This is a genomic window from Acinetobacter johnsonii ANC 3681 (assembly GCF_000368805.1).
GTDB classification, from domain to species: domain Bacteria; phylum Pseudomonadota; class Gammaproteobacteria; order Pseudomonadales; family Moraxellaceae; genus Acinetobacter; species Acinetobacter johnsonii.
On the sequence record NZ_KB849704.1, the window covers coordinates 109,529 to 130,905 of the forward strand.

Consider the following 21,377-nt stretch of genomic DNA (forward strand, 5'->3'; position numbering starts at 1 on the left):
TGCAACTTCTGCAACTTCTGCAACTTCTGCAACTTCTGCAACTTCTGCAACTTCTGCAACTTCTGCAACTTCTGCAACTTCTGCAACTTCTGTGGATGTTTGTGGTGTCGCGAGAAAATGTGCGTTGTCGGGCTGTTGAACGCTTTGTACATGACTCAAAAACCATTGGTAAGCGTGTTCAAACTTTATGTGCCATGGGCTGCTATACAGGGTAGCTGGAGTGCGTTGAAAAGCAATTTGCCAACCTAAACCTGATTTATATAAAACACCCCATGCGAAAGCCGCCTGCTGTTTTAAGGCATCGCTTAAAGCAGACTCATATTGAAACAGTCCAATATAGGCATGCTGGTAGGGGCTTTGTTGTATCCAGCGTTCAGCCGCCGCTTGAGGCTGAGTCAGCGCCTTATAGGCTTCGAGTTGTTTTTGGAAAATAGGTTCATCACAGAGTGAAAAGATTTCACGGATGCGTTTTTTCGAGCGAGCAATTTCAAAAAAAGACAGAGGTTGATGCTCCAAACCATCAATCAATTGATGCAGTTCTTTGATCAGCAGTGCTTTTTCGATTGCTTTCATGCGCTGAACTCTAAAGTTGTTTTTGTGCTTGTTCCAAGTAGCTTGCCAAAACCATATTGATGGCCAGTTCAAGTAATTTATATTCGGCTGAAGTTGGCTGCGTATACTGCTGTGCGAAAGCAATCAATTGATCAAGGTCAATGGCTTGGGGCGTAATACGACCTTGGATAAGGGCTTGTAAATTTTGCATAGGCATGTGCTATTGAGTGCATTTAATTTATTGGTTTTGGAGTTCAGTCTTCTTGTTTGATCATAATTAGAAAAGAATAAATAGGCAAAAATTATTCTGCTCTTGATACGAGAAAAGGGTTGTGAAAAATGTAGATAATTTCGATTTCAGCACAGATTGAATTAAATATTTTTGCCCTAGAGGGTTCATAGCTGAAATTTTTTGTCAGTTCTTTGCAATTTTGGGCAAAAAAATAGGCAATCAACATTGCCTATTTTTGACCAAGTCAGCACAAATTACGCTTCTTGGTGTGGTGCAGCCGCAGGAGCATCAGCCGTTGCCGTTTGAGTGTCTGCTGGTTTTTTTACAGGAAAATCTGGAACAAAAACAACTTGTGCAGAAACAGTTGCAGAAAGAGCCATTACAGCGACAGCCAAAGCATATTTAACAGCGTTCATGATATTTCCTCTAAAAAGGAGGTCTCACTAAGGAGACTGGGAGTTTTAAAAAGATAAATTTCGCATGAATAATATCAAAAAATGATCGATTTAAGCGCTGGTTTAGGCTATTAAAAGATGAATGGCGAGTTCATTTATTGTTAAAAAACAATTAATTAGAATAAATACTCTAGTCTGGTATAGAGTTTTTACTCCAGTGCTAAGCTGTTTAAATTTAAAGTGAAAATTTAGATTTTCAAGTTTGAAATGAAGCTTGAAAGTAGGACTTTTTTGTCTGAAATGAGACCTGAAAAAGGACTTGGAGTTACATGATTAATTGTTTAAATATTCATCATTTTGAAGTCTTTTGATTGTGCATACTGTGTAAGTTTTTGCTGTGGAATGTTTAAGTCATCTATTTTTGATTAAAAATTCACCTAAGATGAACAGGCAAAAACAACAATAGCTGAGGACAAACAGATGGCCATTGCAAAAGTGGTAGAAGTCAATTCAAGCAGTGCGAAAAGTTTTGAAGATGCGATTCAGACAGGGATCGCAAAAGTCACTGAGACGGTGAAGAATGTTCAAGGTGCTTGGATCAATGAACAAAAAGTGGTGATTAAGGACAACCAAATTGTAGAATATCGGGTCAATCTTAAAATTAGTTTCTTGGTCGATTAAACATAAATCCATTTTTTTTAACATATAAAAAAATCCCCGCAGGCCGGGGATTTTCTCATCTATAGATAGGGCTCAGTTAAGGTCTGAAACCAGTATCCTTATGATTATTTGGGTGTTTCACAAGACTCATCGGAACACTGTGCCGCATTATTTTCTTCTGTTGGCATTTGTGCTTTTTCAAGGACTTGTAAAAAGACTTCACGCGGCTGTGCACCCGCTAAAGCCACACGCTGATCGAAAACAAAGAAAGGCACGCCTGTTACTTTCAGTTGTTCACGCGCCACTTCTTGGTCAAACTTCACGAAATCTGCGTATTCGTCAGAATCCAGCACATCATCTACTTCAACTGGGTTTAAGCCAATACGAGAGGCCACATCTTCAATGGTTTCACGTTCACCAATCGGTAAACCTTGCGTCATATAGCTAAAGAAAAAGGCTTCTTCAGCTTCATTGCCTAAACCATGGCTTTGAGCAAGGTGAATTATACGGTGTGCATTGAAACTGTTGCCTGAGTTGGCATTTTCCCAGTTAAATTCAATACCTTCTTCCGCAGCCATTTTGGCAATATTACGTTGCATCTCTTCAACTTCAGCGACTGTGCGACCATATTTTAGTGCGAGACGTTCTGAGTTCGAAATTTCTTGGCGTACTGGTGCATCTGGATCCAGTTCAAAACTGTGCCAGTGCACTTCCAATTCAACACCAGCTTGTTCAGCCGCCGCTTCTAAACGTTTTTTGCCAATATAACAAAAAGGACAAACAACATCTGACCAAATATCTACACGCATGCGAGTTCTCAAAAATAGTAAAAAGAGCAATTAAGGAAATGATGGGGATGAGTTATAAAATTTAAAGCAGGGCCATTAAAAAAAGCGGTTTCGCTATGGATTCAATCAGTTGAACCCTTTGGGTTTGACCGTTTATCTGACAACTACGCAGCATAAAGATCGAAAAATATACAATAGGGTTAAGGCGCTCAGTTTGAGCATGCCTTTTTATATCTCTTATCGTTTGGGATTGTTTTATGAAATTTTTAAATTCTCTTCCCGTTTTTTGTTACGCTCTTCTTTTTATGCCGACTTTGCTGCAAGCCAATGGTGAGATTGTGAGTCTACCGACTTTTAAAACCATGGCGGAATCAGAGCTACGTGCTGAAACGGGCGTGATTCCTTATCAACAGGATGAAAATATTCGTAAAGCCTTGCAGCACCGTATCGTTCAGTTACAGGATGATGCACAGTCTTTTGTGGTCGATCCGACCATTACTCAAAACATCGATATTTTGCCACCTGCGGTCACCGCAGATCTAAATTCTGTGCCACCTTTGTTACGTGAACATGTCTTAAACATTGCCGCTGGTTTGCAGTCGTCTAATCCAACTGAAGGTTTGTATATCATGTTGCAGCCATTTGGCATTGACCGTAATGCGACCAATGTACAAATTGCCCGTGAACAAATTTCGATTGGGCAGATTGATCGGAATTTTATGCAAGGGATTCAACAGAATAGTCAGCAGCCGAGAATAGCTCCAGCGAAGTAACACGTTTTTATTTGTTTATCGCCAGTACTTCCTCATCCACTTGGGGAAGGTACGGGCTTAGCATCCTCAAAGATCGATAATATGTTGAAATATTGATCATGTGCCTTTATTTGCTATGATGAAAAGAAATGAAGAGGAAGCTGAACATGCGACGTATCGTGTTGATTTTAGTTCTTGCGACCAGTGCTGTTTTTGGTTGGATGTTTTATCAGTATTCTCAACAACAAAAAGAGCAGGAGCAGCTACAACGCTATGAAACGGTGCTGTATGAAAAGACCGAACAAATTTACAAACAAGCTCAAGATTGGACTACACCGATTCAAGTCGATGTGAAAGACCCACGTCTGACAGGTGACTATCAAATTATGGCGGAGTTTGTGCTCAGTCATATGCTGCAAAATGCCGAAGCGCGTAATCAATATCTGCGAGATTTAAAAGCCTTAAATTGGGATCAATTTTTAAATATTGACCGATTAAGCAAAGACAAAAAGAACAATTATGCTGAAACGGAGCAAATGCTGAAAGACGTACATACTGTTGTTGAGAGCTATGCACAGCAGGTTGAACAACGTCAAAAAGAGGCCATTGCTCAGGCCAAAGATTTAGCAATATCTTCGCGGTTCCGCCATCAACTGACCGACAGCATGAAAGCCAGTGAAAAAAGCCATGAAGCTACCCGCCTGTTTAGTCTTGAACAGCAGAATTTAGCCAAGGCAGATCAAATTTTCTTAGTGCTGAAAAATAACCAATGGGAAAAGAAAAATAACACCTTTATGTTTTATGAAGATGTCCCACTACAGCAGTTTAATGCGCTGTATAAAGAGATTTTAGCCTTAAATAGCCAAATGCAGCAGGTCGAAAAACAGACCCAAAAAGAGGTAGAACAGAAGTTATAACACCGTGCAAAGATGACAGTTGTGTAAGCGGACTGTCATCTGTTGTTCAAAATAGGCTGCTAGAGTAAAAGCATCACAACGATGACGACTTTTCAGTGCAGGCAGGTGAGTCATGAAAACCATACACGTTTTTGATGATATTCAGCATGTGTATAGTGAGTTTGTAGAAAATAAAAACTATCCAAAATTAGAACGTTTAAGCAACTGGGGGAAGAATCGTTTTTTCTTCAACCAATATTTCAAAATGATTGAAGACTGGCACCACACCGAACAAATCGTGATTCAGTTTAACCAACAGTATTTCAGTCTAGATACGGGCAATGCGCCTGACTTTATGGACAAAGAAAAGTATATGGCTTGGTTGATGGGCGAGCTCTTAATTTAAATCCTTCACAGAAAAGCACAGCGCCTGATCCGTTCTAGGCGCTGTGCTTTTATTGTCTTAATCAAAAATTTTATCGGCTGCTTGGAATGGCAGGCTGACCACATCAATTGCGACTGCAAAAGGCAGTAACACTAATTTTTCAAAAGGATTCATACCCGACTTCGATTTATAACTTTCCTCTTGATGGGTATAAATGCTCACCTGATAAGGCTTACTCAAAGCTTTTAACGACGCTAAATTGTTCGCCGCAGGGTAAACCACACCTGCCAGTTTGATCTCGAAACAGAAACGCTGCGCAAACATGCGTTCATCACTGGAACTTGAACATTCCTTCGCGCCATTTTCAATAAAAAATTCCAGATCTTTCTTACTGATGTCCTCTTTGAGTTTCACATAAGACAGTGGTAGTGTCCCTGTGAAATGACCATCATTCTTTTCTGAATAGAAACTTAGTTCTCGGGTCACTTGAATATTTTTCGGGTCCACTTTCCCAATCAAGCTGACAAATTGAGGCCCACCTTGGGTCAATACATAACTTTTTTGTTGGCCTGCAATCACTAAACTATGCGCAGGTAAATTTGGCAGAGGCTGAGCAGGTTTGCCAAAAGCCACCACTTGGTCTTCAATCAAGGTCACTTTGTTGGTACGGGTATAGGTTTTATTGTCTTTGGTCATCAGGGTTTTGGTGGCACAGCCTGTGAATAATGTTCCCATGACGCCTAAGCAAATGATGGTTTTTAAAGGTGATGCAAACATCGATAGACTCCGACTCATTTGAAATATAGTTAAGCTGAATTTTTATTGTCTTTAAGCCTATCATTAAAATGTTCAAAAAGTCGCCAAAGCTCAAAATTTTAAAGTCATGAACGTTCTAGGAGTCGCTCAATGCCGTGGCAACAGATTTTATTTTTTATCCATCTGCTGTTTTAGATACTGAATGAATGTTCATTTGGGCATGAACTGGCTATGATCATACAAGTTTCGATAAAAACGATGGACTGGCGAATACGTCATAACAAGGGTGGGAATCGGCTGATGCAAGACTTGATTTGTTATAAAGAACTTCCTGTGTGGACTGCGCAGACCATTCCACAAGGGTTTAAAAATCAACACAATACCAAAGCAGGTACGTGGGCCAAGCTAAAGATTTATCAAGGTGAGTTGAGCTTTGCTTTTTTAGATGAGGCTGGTCAAGTGCAATCTGAACATCTGTTTACAGCTGAGCAACAGCCACCATTTATTCAGCCTCAAGCATGGCACAAAATTGTTTCGAGCAGCGACGACATAGCGTGTCAGCTGCAATTTTACTGTACCCCGCAGGATTATTTTTATAAGAAATATCAGCTTTCACCCACACATTCAGAAATTTTGGCTGCTACGCCGTATTTGCACGGCGGTCAGGCTTTGGATGTTGGCTGTGGACAAGGGCGAAATTCGCTGTACTTAAGTCAGCAGGGCTTTGAAGTGGATGCTTGGGATGTGAATCCGCAAAGTTTGCAAAAACTACAGCAGGTAATAGATACCGAAGGTATTCAAAAGATTCATGTGCAACAGCGTGACCTCAATGCTGACCCAAGCATTACAGGTACATACGACTTTATTTGCTGTACGGTAGTGATGATGTTTTTAGAAGCCAAAACGGTGAAACCGCTGATTGCGCAGATGCAGCAAGCAACTAAAGTGAATGGATTTAACTTGATTGTTTGTGCGATGGATACCGATGATATTCCTGCGCAGGCTGACTTTCCATTTGCGTTTAAAGCAGGAGAGTTAAGTGCTTTGTATGAGGGTTGGAACATTGCTAAATATAATGAAAATGTAGGTGAGTTACATCGAGTCGATGAGCAGGGCAATCGGATTAAGCAGCATTTTGCGACCTTGTTGGCGCAGAAAATTGAAGTATGAGCTTTTTAATTGTTTGAGTTGAATAGGTTTTGTATTCAACTCATTAATTAAATACTCGAAAGTCTTTGGTCACTTCCTTAAGTTAGATGGACTGTTCTTATATTCAGAAAAAGACAGTCTATTTAATGTGATGATGTGAGTAATTAAGGTTGATAAGTAATGTCTAAAGCTTTCAGAGGCAATTGAATAATGTCGATGGCGATTGTTAAAGGTAATAGCGGTATTGCAGACAATTTTTCACGACGAGACATTTTAATATAGCCACTTTGATTGTCGTAATACATGATACGTACTTTATAAGGATGACTTAAGGGCTTTAGATCCGTGGCATTCTCAATTTTGGGATAAATCGTACCTGAAATTTCTAAACTAAATAGATGATCTTGCTGCTCTGCCTTAGAGCAATTACATGGTGCAACACCATATTTTTTGAATAATAAACGTTCTTCTGGACTTAATATTCCATTGGGGGGTACATAAGAAAATTTAAAAGTGCCGCTAAATTTATTGCTGTTGAGCCCAGAAGAATAGAAATCAAGTTCACGATTGATATGGATATATTGCGGATTGAGTTGGCTAATGAGTTCAATAAAATCCGCACCGCCTTTATTGATGAGGTAACTGTATTTATTTCCTGCAACTACAATGCTATCAGTTGGCTCGTTCGGAAGTACTTTAGACAGTTTGCCAAATGCAATCACATCGTCTTCAAGTAAGGTTACCCATTCGTATTTAGCCTCGTATTTTTGAAATAAGCTACGGGAGTGATGCCCAATTTCTTTATTAGCAATGCAACCTGTGAGGAAAAGTGAAGTACAAAGGTAGCCGATCGTCAAAAGGGAATAAAATGGTTTAATTTTCATTGTTATGTAAAAGACTGTTATATTTTAGGTCATACCATAAAGCAAAAACTTCTGAAACTCTAGAATTTTAGTCCTCATTATTGAATTGATGCGCTTCGTTAGGAATGGTTCTAAGACTGTATAAAGATCAGATTTTCTGAGAAAAAGTCGAATAGAGGTAAGAGGTTTAATGAATGTTTTGGCTTTGTAAGATAGTAAATAAGATGTTTATTCAACTTATGATTCAGTTTTGAAACTTGAACTTTCTATCTGTTAGTTTATTTTAGATAACCGCTTTAAGTTTAAGTAAATAGTATTTACTCTTTGCTTAATAAAAGAAACCCCGCAATAAGCGGGGTTTCTTTTATCTCAGTATTTAACTAAATATTAAACACGTTCGATAATCGTCGCGATACCTTGACCCAAACCGATACACATGGTCGCAAGACCAATTTGCGTATCTTGTTGTTCCATCACGTTTAACAACGTCGTTGTGATACGTGCACCAGAACAACCCAATGGGTGACCCAGTGCAATCGCGCCACCATTTAAGTTAATGATGTCTTGCTTCTCATAAACACCTAAGCCCTTCATCACTGATAAGCCTTGAGCAGCAAATGCTTCGTTTAACTCGATGGTTTGGATATCCGCCATGCTTAAGCCAGCACGTTTAAGCGCTTTTTGAGTTGCAGGTACAGGACCATAACCCATGATCGCAGCGTCACAGCCTGCAACCGCCATAGAGCGAATCACAGCACGTGGCTTAAGACCTAAAGCTTGAGCACGTTCAGCAGACATCAACAACATTGCAGATGCACCATCAGACAAAGCTGAAGAAGTCGCAGCTGTTACCGTACCGCCTTTCGGGTCAAATACAGGACGTAAACCTTTGAATGCTTCAAGGTTTGCATCTGGGCGAATCACTTCGTCGATGTCGCAAAGGATTTTGAAGCCATTGGCATCATGACCTTCAACACCTACGATTTCGTTTTTGAAACGACCTTCTTGCGTTGCAGCCCAAGCGCGGCGGTGAGATTCAACACCGAACGCATCTTGTTCTTCACGTGAAATACCATTCATACGACCTAACATTTCAGCCGTTAAGCCCATCATGTTAGACGCTTTTGCATAGTGCTTAGACGCTTCAGGGTTCAGGTCGATGCCGTGCATCATGCCGACGTGACCCATGTGCTCTACGCCACCGATGATGAAGATATCACCTTGATTGGTTGCAATCTGTGCAGCAGCGGTGTGAAGCGCTTGCATAGATGAACCACAAAGACGGTTAACCGTTTGACCTGCCACAGTTTTTGGAAGGTCAGCCAATAAACCAATGTTACGGCCAATGTTCATACCTTGTTCTAAAGTCTGGTTTACACAGCCCCAGATCAGGTCTTCAACTTCATTGGTGTCAAACTGGTTACGAGCAACTAAAGCACGAACCAATTCAGCCGATAAGCTGTCAGCACGTACATTGCGGAACATACCGTTTTTGGTTTTACCCATTGCTGAACGTACGCCATCAACGATGACAACGTCACGTGGATTTAAAGTAGCCATTCACGTTGCTCCTTAACCGTAGAATTTTTTGTTGTTAGCAGCCATGTCACGCAACATTTGTGGCGCTTCATAAGCCTTACCTAAGTGTGCGTATTTGTCGCAAAGTGCAACGTATTCAGCAACACCAGTTTGGTCGATGTAACGGCATGGACCACCACGGAATGGAGGGAAACCTACACCCATAATCATCGCCATGTCTGCTTCAGAAGCAGTCGCTACGATGTTGTCTTCTAGGCAACGAACAGTTTCGTTACAGAAAGCAAGCATCATACGGTCAATGATTTCTTGAGCATCAAACTCGCGTTTTTCTGCAGTTGCCACAGTAGCAACAAGCTCATACGCAGTTGGATCAACCACTTTGGCTTTTTTGCCTTTACGGTCAAGTTCGTATTTGTAGAAACCAACGTCGTTCTTTTGACCCAAACGTTTGTTTTCGTACATGATTTCGATTGAACCTTTGAAGTCTGGCTTCATACGGTCAGGGAAACCTTCAGCCATGACTTCTGCACCGTGAACGCCCGTGTCGATACCAACAACGTCGATTAGGTAAGCAGGACCCATAGGCCAGCCGAATTTTTCCATCACTTTGTCGACTTGTTGGAAGTCAGCACCGTCTTTCAATAGAAGGTCAAATGCACCGAAGTAAGGGAACAAGACGCGGTTTACAAGGAAACCTGGGCAGTCGTTCACAACGATTGGTGTTTTACCCATTTTCTGAGCAAGAACAACCGTGGTCGCAATCGCTTCAGCCGAAGTCTTCTCACCACGGATCACTTCTACCAATGGCATCATGTGTACTGGGTTAAAGAAGTGCATACCGACAAAGTTTTCAGGACGTTGTAGGTTTTCAGCTAAACGTGTGATTGAAATGGTTGAAGTATTTGAAGCAATGATCGTGTTGTCACGAACATTCTTCTCAGTTTCAGCAAGTACAATGCCTTTTACTTTTGGATTTTCAGTTACTGCTTCAATCACGATGTCCACTTCTTTAAACTCGTCATAGCTTAAAGTCGGACGGATGCGCGCAAGAGTTTCACCCATTTGAGCAGGTTTCATCTTCTTACGTTCAACTTGTTTGGTCAGTAAGCCATTGGCTTCTTTCATACCCAAAGCAAGTTGCGGGTTACCAATGTCTTTCATGATGATTGGTGTGCCTTTGCTTGCCGCTTGGTAAGCAATACCACCACCCATGATACCCGCGCCCAATACAGCCGCTTGGTTGACAGGGTGTGCACCTTTTTCATATTTCTTCGAAGTTTTCTTCACCACTTGGTCATTGATGAATAGACCAATTAATGCATTTGCTTGTGGTGTAATCGCTGCTTTTGCAAAACCAGCCGCTTCAGCTTGAAGTGCTTCATTACGTGGAAGGCTTGCACCTGCTTGTAATGAGTCAAGAAGAAGTTTAGGCGCAGGGTATTGAGCAGGATTTGCTTTTGCAAGTACCGCACCTTTTGCCGAGTTGAACGCCATCATTTGTTCGATTGGGTTCAATTTAACAGGGTCAAGTTTTTCCTGACGTTTTGCTTTCCAGTCTACACGGCCAGCAAGGGCTTGTTTAACCAAGTCAATCGCAGCGTCTTGTAGTTTGTCTGCAGCAACAACCGCATCAACCGCACCGTCTTTCAGTGCCGCAGCAGGTTTTTTAGGATTAGCCATGGCCATCCATTCAACTGCATTGTCGATACCAATTAGACGGCTTAAACGAACCGTACCACCGAAACCAGGGAAGATGCCCAGTTTGATTTCAGGAAGACCGACTTGAGCCGCTTCTGACATCACACGATAGTCACACACGAGGCACATTTCAAAGCCGCCGCCCAATGCCATACCATTGATCGCTGCAACTTTAGGAATCTCTAAATCTTCAAATGCGTTGAAGATGTCGTGAACAGGCAATGCCCAATCCACAATCGCTTGTTCGCCTTGAGCGAAGTTTGCACCAAATTCAGTAATATCTGCGCCAACGATAAATGTAGATTTAGCCGAAGTAACGATTAAGCCTTTGATGTCACCGTTTGCTTTAACAGCGTCAATTGCAGCTTTGAAATCTTCAATCGTTGCACGGTTAAATTTGTTGACCGACTCACCTTGTAAGTCAAAGCGGAATTCTGCAATTCCGTCCGAAAGCATTTGGACGGTAATGGCATTGCCAGCGTGGATCATGCCTGATCTCCTTTATTTTGGAGGACTTCTAAGTTGATGTTGTGAAGCGAGTACGTCATTCCTACGTACATCTATGCTCCGCCAATCTTACGATAACTATATCGAAAAAGAACATAACAAGTTGTATCAAGCCGTGACGCAAGGGTCATCTATTTTTATTCAATTATTTCGTGTGCTTGCGTGATGTATTTTTGAATAATGCGGCCTAAATAGAGTGAAGTTTTTGTTTCGTTTAAGATTTTTTATGGATGAGCGATCAAAAAACGATTAGACAGCGTCCTTATATTTCAAGTCAACCTTTGAGCCGATTTTGGCAATTTAGTCAATGCTGCACTTGCAGGTAAACCCAAACAGAATGAAAACTTGTGATGAAAAGCTGGAAATAGGACGTACTTTGCAGCCTATGTTACAATTTGCAGTCTAGACCGAATACCGGTCTTTTTCTTTTATTTCGTTTTCTTTGGTTTCCAGGTTTTCATATGATTAAGTGGATCATTCTGGCGATTTTTATTCTTTCTGCATTTTATATTCAGCAACGTGGGAAGGTTCGTCACTCGTTTTATCGTCAATTTTTCGATCATTCAACGATTCTTGCGCCGATTAACTACCTCATGTACATGTTTTCAAAGGTGCCGAATCAGCCGTATATCGACACACAGCATTTTCAAGATTTAAAAGTGTTGGATGAAAACTGGGAAATGATTCGTGATGAAGCAAAAGCTTTATATGAAAAAGGCGGAATTAAAGCATCGAGTAGTTATGATGACTTGGGGTTTAACTCCTTTTTCAAAACAGGCTGGAAGCGTTTTTATCTGAAATGGTATGACTCTGCGCATCCGTCAGCCGCTGAACTTTGTCCAAAAACGACGGCGTTGCTGAAAACCTTGCCGACCATTAAAGCCGCGATGTTTACTGAACTAGCACCAGACAGCCGTTTGGTTCGTCACCGTGACCCTTATGCGGGTTCATTGCGTTATCACTTGGGGCTGATCACACCGAACGATGACCGCTGCTTTATTGATGTGGATGGTGAGCGCTATTCATGGCGCGATGGTGAAAGTGTGGTCTTTGATGAAACTTATATTCACTATGCAGAAAATAAGACCGACCAAAACCGCATTATTTTCTTTGCCGATGTCGAGCGTCCATTAAAGACACGCTTTATGGAACGTTTCAATCACTGGTTTGGTAAAAAAGTGATGACCGCTGCCAGCTCTCCAAATGAAGCAGGGGATCAAACGGGTGGGCTGAATAAAGTCTTTGGTTATGTCTATCAAGTGCGGATCAAAGCCAAAGCTTTGAAGAAAACCAACCGTCAACTGTACTACTTCTTAAAGTGGTTCCTGATGCTCGGAATTTTCTTCCTGATCTTTGTTCGACCTTATGTGTTTTAAAGCACATTAAACGCCCTGAGGGACATTTTTTATTTGGACAGAAAAGGGGGAAGTCTATCTGCCCTTTTGATTTTTCTATTTATTTCAAGGCTTACAGTGGATTCGAACCACACATGGCTTTATGCTTTATCCAGTTAAAACTAAAAACAACATGAGCGCGTATCTGTGTCATTTTTAAGATCGCAACTTATAACTTAGATAAAGCATGAGGTTTCAAGGTGCAAAAGTTTCGTTCGAAGATGGACTGGTGGTTTTTGGGGTTTATTATTGCGATGTCAGGCCTGTTGGCCCAATTGATTTTAACCACCTATGGCAAAGGCATTGTGATGCAAAATCTTTTGTTCGTTGTGGTCTATGCTTTGACGATTATTTTGCTGTGGTGGCCGCTGTGGAGTACCCGCTATGTGGTCGATCAGGAGCAACTGACAATTCGCAGTCTCTGTTTTAAATGGATCATTCCCTTAAGCGCGATACAGTCGGTTTCTGAAACAGATAACTCCATCAGTTCACCGGCTTTGTCTCTAGACCGTCTAAAGATTGAATACTTGAAACAGGGCCAAACCAAAACCATCTTGGTGTCACCGAAAGACAAAGTCGCGTTTAAAGCTGCGTTAAAATTGTCATAAATACAGTCTGAGGCACGTTGTATGCTTTACGGGCCTAAGCGAGTGAAAGCCTTGCTCAAATATGCCGTGAGGACTAAAGTAAAATGAACTTGAGTTCTGTTCATCCCACAAACCTCCACATGCAAAACGTCTACTTGCCGTTGAAGGATATGCTTATGAAGTCGTATCAATTGAGTCCGACACAAATTCAAACTTTAGTACCGCATATGGGAAGTTGTATCGCATCAGGTATGATTACGGTGCAAGGCCTAAAAGTGGCCTACATGTACCGTGAAGAAGCACAATCTAGCGATGAAAGTGGTTGGGTCTTTTTATCGGGTGAAGAAGGAGATGACTATATTGAAGACCCTGAAAATTTAGGTTTTTATGAGGTCAATGTGATTGCCAACTATGATGCGGACATCATTGCTTACTTAAATGCGCCTGCGGGAAGTCACTTTGCCCGCAATGAGCAAGGTGTGTTTGAACGGATCGATTTTGAAGCGATGGATCTGGAGTAAGCCTTCAACCTCAGCATCAACGTCTTTTGCCAGCCAGACTGGTTTTGAAATGCTCTTTCATGTGCTTGAAATGCGTCAGACATGCCCAATCTAAAAGACAGATCAAAGGCTAAGCCTAAGCAAAACAGTTGACGGCGAGCCGAGAAAATTAGGGAACCCTGTGAACGAAAACGCACGAGAACATATCGAAAAAATTTTAGCCAATATGACCACACTGCCGGGCGTTTATCGCATGCTCGGTAAAGACGGTGAACTGCTGTATGTGGGCAAAGCGAAAAATTTAAAAAATCGTGTCTCGAGTTATTTTGTCAAAACCATTGAGCACCCGAAGACGCAGGCTTTGGTGGCGCGTATTTATGACATCGAAACCTTAGTTGTTCGTTCCGAAACTGAAGCACTGCTGCTTGAACAAAACCTGATTAAGCTGCACCGTCCACCCTATAACATCATGCTCAGGGACGATAAGTCCTATGTGTATATCTTTGTCTCTGCCGACAAACCGTATCCACGGATTGCATCGGGTCGAGGCAAAGGCAAACACCAAGTCGGAAAGTTTTTTGGACCGTATCCGAGCGCTTATAATGCACGGGATACTTTGTTGGTTTTGCAAAAGCTGTTTAATGTTCGTCAGTGTGAAAATAGCTATTTTTCACAGCGTAAGCGTCCTTGTTTGCAGTATCAAATTAAACGTTGTTCAGCGCCGTGTGTGGGACTCATTAGCCCTGAAGAGTATAAAAATGATGTCGATAACTCGATTCGTTTTTTACAAGGGGACACCAAAGAGCTGAATCAAGAACTGATTGCGAAAATGGAGCAAGCGGCCGAAGCCCTAGAATTTGAAAAAGCGGTGTTTTACCGTGATCGTATGGCATTACTGCGGGATGTCCAGTCACAACAAGCTATTTATAAGCTCAAAGGTGAGGCCGATATTTTAGCGATTGCCTATCAGGCAGGAGTGACCTGTGTGCAGATTATGCATGTGCGTAACGGGAAAATGCTCGGAGGTAAAAGTTACTTCCCAGATATGCTCGGAGATGATTTGGGGCAAATGCTGGCTGACTTCATAGCGAACTTTTATTTCCAAGTGGCAGATGAAGTACCCAGTGAGTTGATTGTAAATGTCGAATTGCCTGATCGAAAAGAACTGGAACAGGCGCTACAACAACAGTTTGATAAGAAAGTACAGATTAAACATAGCGTGCGTGAAACACGTGCAGAATGGTTAGAGCTGGCACAGATGAATGTGCAGCATGCGATCAAAGGGCAATTGGCCAATCACTTTGAGCTGAATGAGCGTTTCCATCAACTTGAACAAGTGGTGGGACGTCCGATTGATCGGATCGAATGTTTTGACATCTCACATACCATGGGTGAAGAAACCGTGGCTTCCTGTGTGGTATTCGACAGTGGCGGCATTCGTAAGCGTGATTATCGTCAGTTTTCAATTCAAGACATTACCGCTGGTGATGACTATGCCGCAATGCGCCAAGCGCTGACTCGTCGTTATAAAAAAGCTATGCTGCCTGATTTACTGCTGATTGATGGTGGCAAAGGGCAGTTGCATATGGCGATGGAAGTCATGCAAGAGCTGGGTTTAGAGGCCTTTATGGTTGGGGTGTCAAAAGGCGAGGGGCGTAAACCGGGCCTTGAAACCCTACACTTTACCGATGGAACTAAAATTCAGTTGCCTGAAGATCATAAAGCGTTGCATTTGATTCAACAGGTGCGTGATGAGGCACATCGCTTTGCGATAACCAAGCACAGAGCTAAACGTGATAAAAAACGTGGTTCATCGATTTTGGAAGTAATTCCGGGTTTGGGGCCGAAACGACGCCGCGATTTGTTGACGCATTTTGGCGGGATTCAAGGGGTGTTAAAGGCTTCCGAGAAAGACTTAACCGGAGTCCCCGGTTTGGGCGAAGTGATGGCCCGAACCATTTATAAAGTCTTGCATGAATAGAACCGCATCCACTGCGTTGGCAAAAGTGCTCATTGACGCATGGGTCATTGATCATTCACATTGGTTGAATTGTGTTGTAAAGATATGGACGGAATTTAAAACAAGGATGCCACATGTCACTTCAACACAGTTATCAAGCTTTAGCAGAACAAGAATCGCTTGATGTTCCTACAGGTTGGTTACAGGGACGCACGATTTATGGGGGACTGGTCGCAGGGTTAATGATGCAAAAAGCATTGTTGACTCTTGCCGATGACACGAAACATTTACTCAGTTGTAGCGTGACTTTTGTTGGCCCAGTACAACAGGCCAAAGTTCGTTTAACCAGCGAGATTCTACGTCAAGGTAAGTCGGTTACCACCTTGGAAGTACGTTTATGGCAAGATGATGCGGTCCAAAGTATTTTGGTGGCAAGCTTCGGGACACAGCGTGAATCGAGTATCCATGTGCATCAAGAACCTGTAGCGCCAGCGTTTCCATCGGTTGATGGTCTTACAACAGCGCCGCATCACCCGCTTGCACCTGAGTGTTTTAAGCAGCTGGATATGGTTTGGGTGACAGGGCAGTATCCATGTACAGCCAGCCCAAAGCCTGACTTTTCTGGCTGGTATCGCTTTAATCCAGACTTACATGAAAATCGAGACATGACCGTAGCAGACCTCATGGTGTCGATGGATATTTGGCCACCAGGGGTGCTACCGATGTTTAAAAGTATGGCACCCGCCAGTTCGCTAACATGGCATTTGACCTATGTGCATCCGCTGAAAAATCAGTTACACGATTGGATGAAGTACCGCGTTGAAACGCAATATGCTGCGGATGGATATTCCACCGAAGCAGCCTATTTGTGGGATGATCAGAATCGTTTAATTGCAATTTCACGTCAAACAGTTACCGTGTTTGCCTAGTGACACCTCAGGTCAATTCGTATAAAGTGGGCGCTATTAACGATGGATTAAACCTCAAAAAAGTGTGCATTTTCATCGTACATGAGGGAAACAACGGGCGGTGTTTATGACTACAGGTCGCATCCTGAATATTCCTAATATCTTGACCTTGGCGCGTATTGCCTTGATTCCGGTCTTTTTGTTGGTGGCCTATTGGCCCCCTGTAATGGGTATCGCTGAACAAGCGGTAAGTATGTCTCGTCATATTTTGTTGACGTCTATTTTTGTCGTTGCAGCGGTGACAGATTGGTTCGATGGTTATTTGGCGCGTACTTTAAATCAGACCTCTGCATTTGGGCGTTTCTTAGACCCTGTTGCGGATAAATTGATGGTGGCAGCCGCACTGATCGTGTTGGTGCAGTGGAAACCAGAAATTTCGATGGCATTTGCGGCGATTGTGATTATTTCCCGTGAAATTACGGTGTCAGCACTGCGTGAATGGATGGCAGAATTGGGTGCACGTACTAATGTAGCTGTGTCTACGGTCGGGAAATATAAAACCGCTTTTCAAATGATTGCAATTACCGTGTTCTTACTGAATTGGCAGCCGCTTGAAATGTTGGCTTATGCATTGTTGTATACCGCGGTAATTTTGACTTTGTGGTCGATGTTTATTTACCTCAAAGCGGCTTGGCCTTACTTAAAACAGCCTTAAGTATTTTTTATATTTAAAACTCCAGCAAAATTGCTGGAGTTTTTGTTTGATGATTTGGCATATATCAATGTAAAAATTTTACTTATAGCCGCATTTTGATCAGTTATTTATGCATCCAGTTCGTAGATTCTTGCTTGAAGTTTCCCATCTTTTCCAAATTCGTTTAAATGACCATCCAGATCCATCCACATTTTAGTGATGGGCTTATTATCTAAATTTGCACCGACCCAAGTAAATACACCCTTTAAATCATAAACTCCCTCATTATCTTGAAGTGAAAAGTCACACATGACGGCAAAACCTGTTCGAACTAAAATCACATCATTCCGATGGTCAGCTGGTTTTGCACCACTTAACCAATCAGGGTCACCAGCGATTTTAAATTGAAGCAGTTGAACACTTGGGGATTGCTGGATAAACATGTTAGTAACTGAATTTAAAATCTCTTCAAAGGGGTTGGGAGATAAAAATTCAAGCATATGTTTGCTCTCTAATAGTTTTTCGAAATCGGTTTTCATATTTAACTCTTTATTTAATAAGCCTATTCTAGTTCTAAAAAATTATGCCAGAACTAACTATGCGTTTCTTCCTCAGTATCATCTTCAAAAGTCTTGGCAATTTTTTCAATATTGAGGCTCTTGGCCATGGCATCGAAAATTTCCTTATAGACCCCATCCTGACGGTACAGCGCTTCATGTTCTCCATGTTCAGCAATACAGCCTTCCTTCATGACATAGGTATAATCGGCATCGATAATTTGTGACAAACTATGCGAAATAATAATCACCGTTCGCCCTTGTTTGATCTCATCGAGGCTATGTTTAATTTGTTCGCTAGCAATCGCATCGAGGCTGGCGGTCGGTTCATCGAGAAAAATAATCGGTGGGTCTTTGAGGAACATACGTGCCAGTGCAATGCGCTGTTGTTGTCCACCTGAAAGCATCAGTGCGTCAGATTGGTAAGCTGCGGGTAACTGCAAAATTTGTTCATGAATAGAGGCTTTTTCTGCGGCAGCGTAGACTTCTTCATCACTGGCATTGATTTTTCCATAACGAATATTGTCTAAAATACTGCCTTGGAAAATGTGATTTTTCTGTAAGACAAGGCCAATATGATCGCGTAAATAGGCGGTGTCGATGTCTTGTAAATCAATTCCGTCGAGCTCAATTTTTCCGGCTTCGGGCCGATAAAATTTATCTAATAGGCTAATTAAAGTGGATTTTCCTGCACCAGATAAGCCCACCAACGCTGTGATTTTATTTGGTCGAATTTCCATGTTGACTTGTTTAAGCGCATGGTGACCATTCGGATAGAAAAAATCGACATTCTTTAGGGTAAATTTACCCTGAATTGTGGGTTTGAGCGTACCATTTTGCTCGATTTCATCATCTGCTTCTAAAATCTTAAAAAAGCTTTCCGCGTAAATCATCGCATCATTCACTTCATCATAAATACGGTGCAATGAACGAATTGGGGCGGAGACATTATTGAACAGCAAAATATGAAACATGATCATACCAATACTCATTTGTCCATCGAGCACAAAGTACGCCGTGAGGATAATGATCAACACAATCCCGATTTGTTCAATAAAGGTCTTTAAGCCATCAAATAAGAAACTGAGCTGACGCGTTTGCATCTGGTTATCGGTCAGTGCTTTTTGCAGTTTCAGTTGTTTGGTCGACTCAATGGACTCTCGGTTAAAGGACTTAATCACGCTAATCGACTGGATAATACTGAGAATGCCTTGGCTCTTTTTTTCACGGCCATCACGCAAATTACGTCGCCATCCGCCCAGTTTCTTAGCTTGTTGAAAGGTCAACCAAAAGTAAATCGGGATAATACTGGTCGCCACTAAACCGACGTAGAAGTTGGCATAGTACATCAGCCCGAGTGCCACAATGGCACTGCTAAAAAGTGGCAAAATATCGATAAAAAAGATTTGTACCAGACGGGTGAGTGAGCCAATGCCACGGTCAATCCGCGTTTGTAGCTTACCTGCTTGGTTCTGATCGGCATTAAAAAAGGCCAAACGGTAGCTGAGAAATTTTTCGATAATGCTTTGCGCCAAATCTTGCGATACCAGAATGCGGAGCTTTTCCCCATAAAACTTTTGACCAAACTGGACCAAGGCACTAATGACTTCTTTGCTGAGTAAAATCACAGAAATGGTGATCAAAATATGGAGGCCTTCGGTCAGTCCTTGGCCTTGTTCGACCAGACGGTTGATACTGTCGACGGCATATTGCAAAGTCAGGGCATTGACCTGCGCGGTGAAGGAACCAATCAGCGTCAGAATCAAGGTCGCAATCACCAATATCCGATAGGGGCGGACAAAGGGGCGAAGCTTTTGAAACAACTGCCAAAGGTTCATACATGCTTCTTTTTATTGTGAAAGTTCACATGAGTGTATGCATAAGGAGGCTAGGCGACAAGCTGTGACTTTGTTTTGATTTGTGTCGTTCTGAATTCAGTTAAACTGTTTACAGAGGAGGAAAAGTCATGACCTTAGATCTATTTAGCCCTGAACCGCAAGCAAACTTGCTCCCATTCGATGGGCAGGTGCAGGACTTGGGCTTGATTTTAACTGCGGAGCAAAGTACGAAATATTTGGATTATTTTTTAGCACATTTGGCATGGCGACCTGACGAAGTCGTACTGTATGGCAAACGTTATGTCACGGAGCGAAAAGTGGTGTGGTATGGCGATGCCGAGTACCAATATCACTATTCGGGTAGTGCCAAGCAAGCACAGTTATGGCATCCCGCTTTGTTTCGTTTAAAACAACATATTGAGCAATTGGTGGGACATTCATTTAACTCATGTCTAGCCAATTTATATGAAAATGGCAGCCAAGCCGTGGGCTGGCATAGTGATGATGAGCCTTCACTACGTTCGCCGCAGCAAGAAAATGTGGTGATTGCCTCACTCAGTTTTGGTGCAACCCGTAAGTTTTGCTTTAAGCACAAGTTTAAACAGGAAAAAATCGAGCTGATGTTGCACAGCGGGCAATTAATCGTGATGCGTGGACAGACCCAGCGCTACTGGAAACATGCTTTGATGAAATCCAGTAAAATCACTGAGCCGCGTCTGAATTTAACCTTTCGCTATTTCTATCCAACGCTTCAACGCTAAGTAAAATTAAGCTTCAATATTATGCAATAGATGGCATTTCTGTTCGATCTGTAAGGCGCTATGTCTTAATATTTCAACCATTTTTTTCAGATCGACAAATTCAAACCGATTTTTCGAAGCCAATAAGGTCAGTGCCAACGGTGTATCTTTGGGTGAAAATTTGACTGGTACAGACAGACTGGCAAGGTTGGGGTCAAACTCGCCATTGGAAAAATAATAGCCCTGTTTCTTAATGGCTTTCATTTTCTGTAAAAATTCATCTTGGCTCGCGGCAAAATTGACCTCGACTAACTGATCCGAAAATTTTTGATAATATTCAATAATTTTGGCTTTGCTGAGCTGTGAAATCACTACTTTAGGCGATGAACCCAAATACACCGGACGTGGGCAACCGCGCCCATAAGAAAATAACTCAAGGTCTTTAAAGACTTCACCATATAGGTCAATACAGTGCTCTGCGTTGAGCTGGGTGAGGATACAGCAAAACTCCGTTCGCTCAACGATGTCTTGCATAAAAGGAATGCTGATTTGTAAGAGTGGGTCTGTGGTTCGAGAGATATAGTCCAAAACAGCAATTTGAGAGCCTAAAGTATAGTCACCACTGGTTCCACTTAAGCGCTGTAAAAGTCCTGCAGATACCAATTCCTTTAAATAACGGTAACTGGTGGGCTGTGATAGCCCCAGTTCGGCACTGATGATATCGACATTGATAATCGGGCGTGACACAGAAAAGAGGTCTAAGACAGTGAGAATTTTACCGAAACTTGAAAGTGCCATAAGAACCTACTTAGTCAAAATAAATGCCATTTGAACGACAGTTACTATATAACAAAAACCCTAGACTCGACATGGCTTTCGTTCTGGACACATGGCTTTCGTGGACTTTTATCAGCATTTGCAACGCAATAAAAAGGGTGAAATATGATCTTAAAAACATGTAAATTATCATATTAAGATATTTTAATTGACAAAAATCCATATTTTTGGAAAGATTGTCATTATAAAT

The 21,377-nt window shown here is 41.9% G+C and carries 22 protein-coding genes and 1 pseudogene; 12 read left to right on the top strand and 11 right to left on the bottom strand.

Translation table 11 applies throughout. From position 1 onward, the window contains the following. From F946_RS17215 to F946_RS17220, 3 genes and pseudogenes are all read right to left on the bottom strand, one after another. A pseudogene (locus F946_RS17215) lies at positions 1-573 on the bottom strand (hypothetical protein); the annotation flags it as partial. Positions 574-583: 10 nt separating this feature from the next. Next, on the bottom strand, positions 584-763 hold the full coding sequence (locus F946_RS02760; protein ID WP_017397192.1) for a hypothetical protein: 180 nt from the start codon (positions 761-763) through the stop codon (positions 584-586). Between the two features lie 275 nt (positions 764-1,038). Further along, the gene (locus F946_RS17220) at positions 1,039-1,200 is read right to left on the bottom strand and encodes a hypothetical protein (protein WP_004692748.1); all 162 of its coding nucleotides are present in this window, start codon (positions 1,198-1,200) and stop codon (positions 1,039-1,041) included. A gap of 459 nt (positions 1,201-1,659) precedes the next feature. On the opposite strand from F946_RS17220, the gene F946_RS02765 reads away from it, so the two are divergent. Then, entirely contained in the window at positions 1,660-1,860 is a 201-nt protein-coding gene (locus F946_RS02765) for a dodecin family protein (RefSeq protein ID WP_004978694.1), read from the top strand. Positions 1,861-1,964: 104 nt separating this feature from the next. Here F946_RS02765 and F946_RS02770 read toward each other — a convergent pair whose 3' ends face one another. Beyond that, entirely contained in the window at positions 1,965-2,648 is a 684-nt protein-coding gene (locus tag F946_RS02770) for a DsbA family oxidoreductase (protein WP_004978697.1), read from the bottom strand. A gap of 236 nt (positions 2,649-2,884) precedes the next feature. Here F946_RS02770 and F946_RS02775 point away from each other — a divergent pair, with 236 nt between their 5' ends. The 3 genes from F946_RS02775 (at position 2,885) to F946_RS02785 (ending at position 4,681) form a co-directional block, all read left to right on the top strand. Further along, a complete protein-coding gene (locus F946_RS02775; RefSeq protein WP_004978700.1) occupies positions 2,885-3,400 on the top strand; it encodes a hypothetical protein in 516 nt (171 codons plus the stop codon). Positions 3,401-3,546: 146 nt separating this feature from the next. After that, entirely contained in the window at positions 3,547-4,296 is a 750-nt protein-coding gene (locus F946_RS02780; RefSeq protein ID WP_004978702.1) for a hypothetical protein, read from the top strand. A 112-nt stretch (positions 4,297-4,408) separates the two neighbouring features. After that, positions 4,409-4,681 (top strand): hypothetical protein, encoded by a 273-nt coding sequence (locus F946_RS02785; protein ID WP_004978704.1) that lies wholly within the window; start codon positions 4,409-4,411, stop codon positions 4,679-4,681. A 57-nt stretch (positions 4,682-4,738) separates the two neighbouring features. On the opposite strand, the gene F946_RS02790 is transcribed toward F946_RS02785, so the two are convergent. Beyond that, entirely contained in the window at positions 4,739-5,437 is a 699-nt protein-coding gene (locus F946_RS02790; protein WP_004978706.1) for a YidX family protein, read from the bottom strand. A 279-nt stretch (positions 5,438-5,716) separates the two neighbouring features. Between F946_RS02790 and tehB the strand changes: the two genes are divergently transcribed. Beyond that, positions 5,717-6,586 carry an SAM-dependent methyltransferase TehB gene (tehB, locus tag F946_RS02795; RefSeq protein WP_004978708.1) on the top strand — a complete coding sequence of 290 codons (870 nt, stop codon included), beginning with the start codon at positions 5,717-5,719 and terminating at the stop codon, positions 6,584-6,586. Positions 6,587-6,729: 143 nt separating this feature from the next. Here the strand turns inward: tehB and F946_RS02800 are convergent, their stop codons facing one another. From F946_RS02800 to fadB, 3 genes are all read right to left on the bottom strand, one after another. Continuing rightward, positions 6,730-7,449: a YidX family protein gene (locus F946_RS02800; protein ID WP_004978710.1), complete on the bottom strand. Its 720-nt coding sequence runs from the start codon at positions 7,447-7,449 to the stop codon at positions 6,730-6,732. 366 nt (positions 7,450-7,815) lie between these two features. Then, positions 7,816-8,988, bottom strand: coding sequence for an acetyl-CoA C-acyltransferase FadA (fadA, locus tag F946_RS02805; protein WP_004978712.1), 1,173 nt, complete (start codon positions 8,986-8,988; stop codon positions 7,816-7,818). Positions 8,989-9,000: 12 nt separating this feature from the next. Further along, positions 9,001-11,154: a fatty acid oxidation complex subunit alpha FadB gene (gene fadB / locus F946_RS02810; RefSeq protein WP_004978714.1), complete on the bottom strand. Its 2,154-nt coding sequence runs from the start codon at positions 11,152-11,154 to the stop codon at positions 9,001-9,003. A gap of 479 nt (positions 11,155-11,633) precedes the next feature. Between fadB and lpxO the strand changes: the two genes are divergently transcribed. From lpxO to pgsA, 6 genes are all read left to right on the top strand, one after another. Next, positions 11,634-12,548, top strand: coding sequence for a lipid A hydroxylase LpxO (gene lpxO / locus F946_RS02815; protein ID WP_004978716.1), 915 nt, complete (start codon positions 11,634-11,636; stop codon positions 12,546-12,548). 218 nt (positions 12,549-12,766) lie between these two features. After that, positions 12,767-13,174, top strand: coding sequence for a PH domain-containing protein (locus F946_RS02820; protein WP_004978718.1), 408 nt, complete (start codon positions 12,767-12,769; stop codon positions 13,172-13,174). A 155-nt stretch (positions 13,175-13,329) separates the two neighbouring features. Further along, positions 13,330-13,674: a DUF2185 domain-containing protein gene (locus F946_RS02825; protein WP_004978720.1), complete on the top strand. Its 345-nt coding sequence runs from the start codon at positions 13,330-13,332 to the stop codon at positions 13,672-13,674. A gap of 160 nt (positions 13,675-13,834) precedes the next feature. Beyond that, the gene (gene uvrC / locus F946_RS02830; protein WP_004978722.1) at positions 13,835-15,634 is read left to right on the top strand and encodes an excinuclease ABC subunit UvrC; all 1,800 of its coding nucleotides are present in this window, start codon (positions 13,835-13,837) and stop codon (positions 15,632-15,634) included. A gap of 113 nt (positions 15,635-15,747) precedes the next feature. Continuing rightward, positions 15,748-16,542, top strand: a complete 795-nt coding sequence (locus tag F946_RS02835) for a thioesterase family protein (protein WP_004978726.1) — start codon at positions 15,748-15,750, stop codon at positions 16,540-16,542. 106 nt (positions 16,543-16,648) lie between these two features. Beyond that, positions 16,649-17,236, top strand: a complete 588-nt coding sequence (gene pgsA, locus F946_RS02840) for a CDP-diacylglycerol--glycerol-3-phosphate 3-phosphatidyltransferase (protein WP_004692729.1) — start codon at positions 16,649-16,651, stop codon at positions 17,234-17,236. Between the two features lie 107 nt (positions 17,237-17,343). Here pgsA and F946_RS02845 read toward each other — a convergent pair whose 3' ends face one another. Beyond that, on the bottom strand, positions 17,344-17,754 hold the full coding sequence (locus tag F946_RS02845) for a hypothetical protein (RefSeq protein ID WP_004978728.1): 411 nt from the start codon (positions 17,752-17,754) through the stop codon (positions 17,344-17,346). Between the two features lie 53 nt (positions 17,755-17,807). After that, entirely contained in the window at positions 17,808-19,610 is a 1,803-nt protein-coding gene (locus F946_RS02850) for an ABC transporter ATP-binding protein (protein WP_004978729.1), read from the bottom strand. A gap of 128 nt (positions 19,611-19,738) precedes the next feature. Here F946_RS02850 and F946_RS02855 point away from each other — a divergent pair, with 128 nt between their 5' ends. Then, positions 19,739-20,371 (top strand): alpha-ketoglutarate-dependent dioxygenase AlkB family protein, encoded by a 633-nt coding sequence (locus tag F946_RS02855; protein ID WP_004978732.1) that lies wholly within the window; start codon positions 19,739-19,741, stop codon positions 20,369-20,371. A gap of 6 nt (positions 20,372-20,377) precedes the next feature. Here the strand turns inward: F946_RS02855 and F946_RS02860 are convergent, their stop codons facing one another. Then, the gene (locus F946_RS02860) at positions 20,378-21,148 is read right to left on the bottom strand and encodes an IclR family transcriptional regulator (protein ID WP_004978734.1); all 771 of its coding nucleotides are present in this window, start codon (positions 21,146-21,148) and stop codon (positions 20,378-20,380) included. Positions 21,149-21,377: the final 229 nt, after the last annotated feature.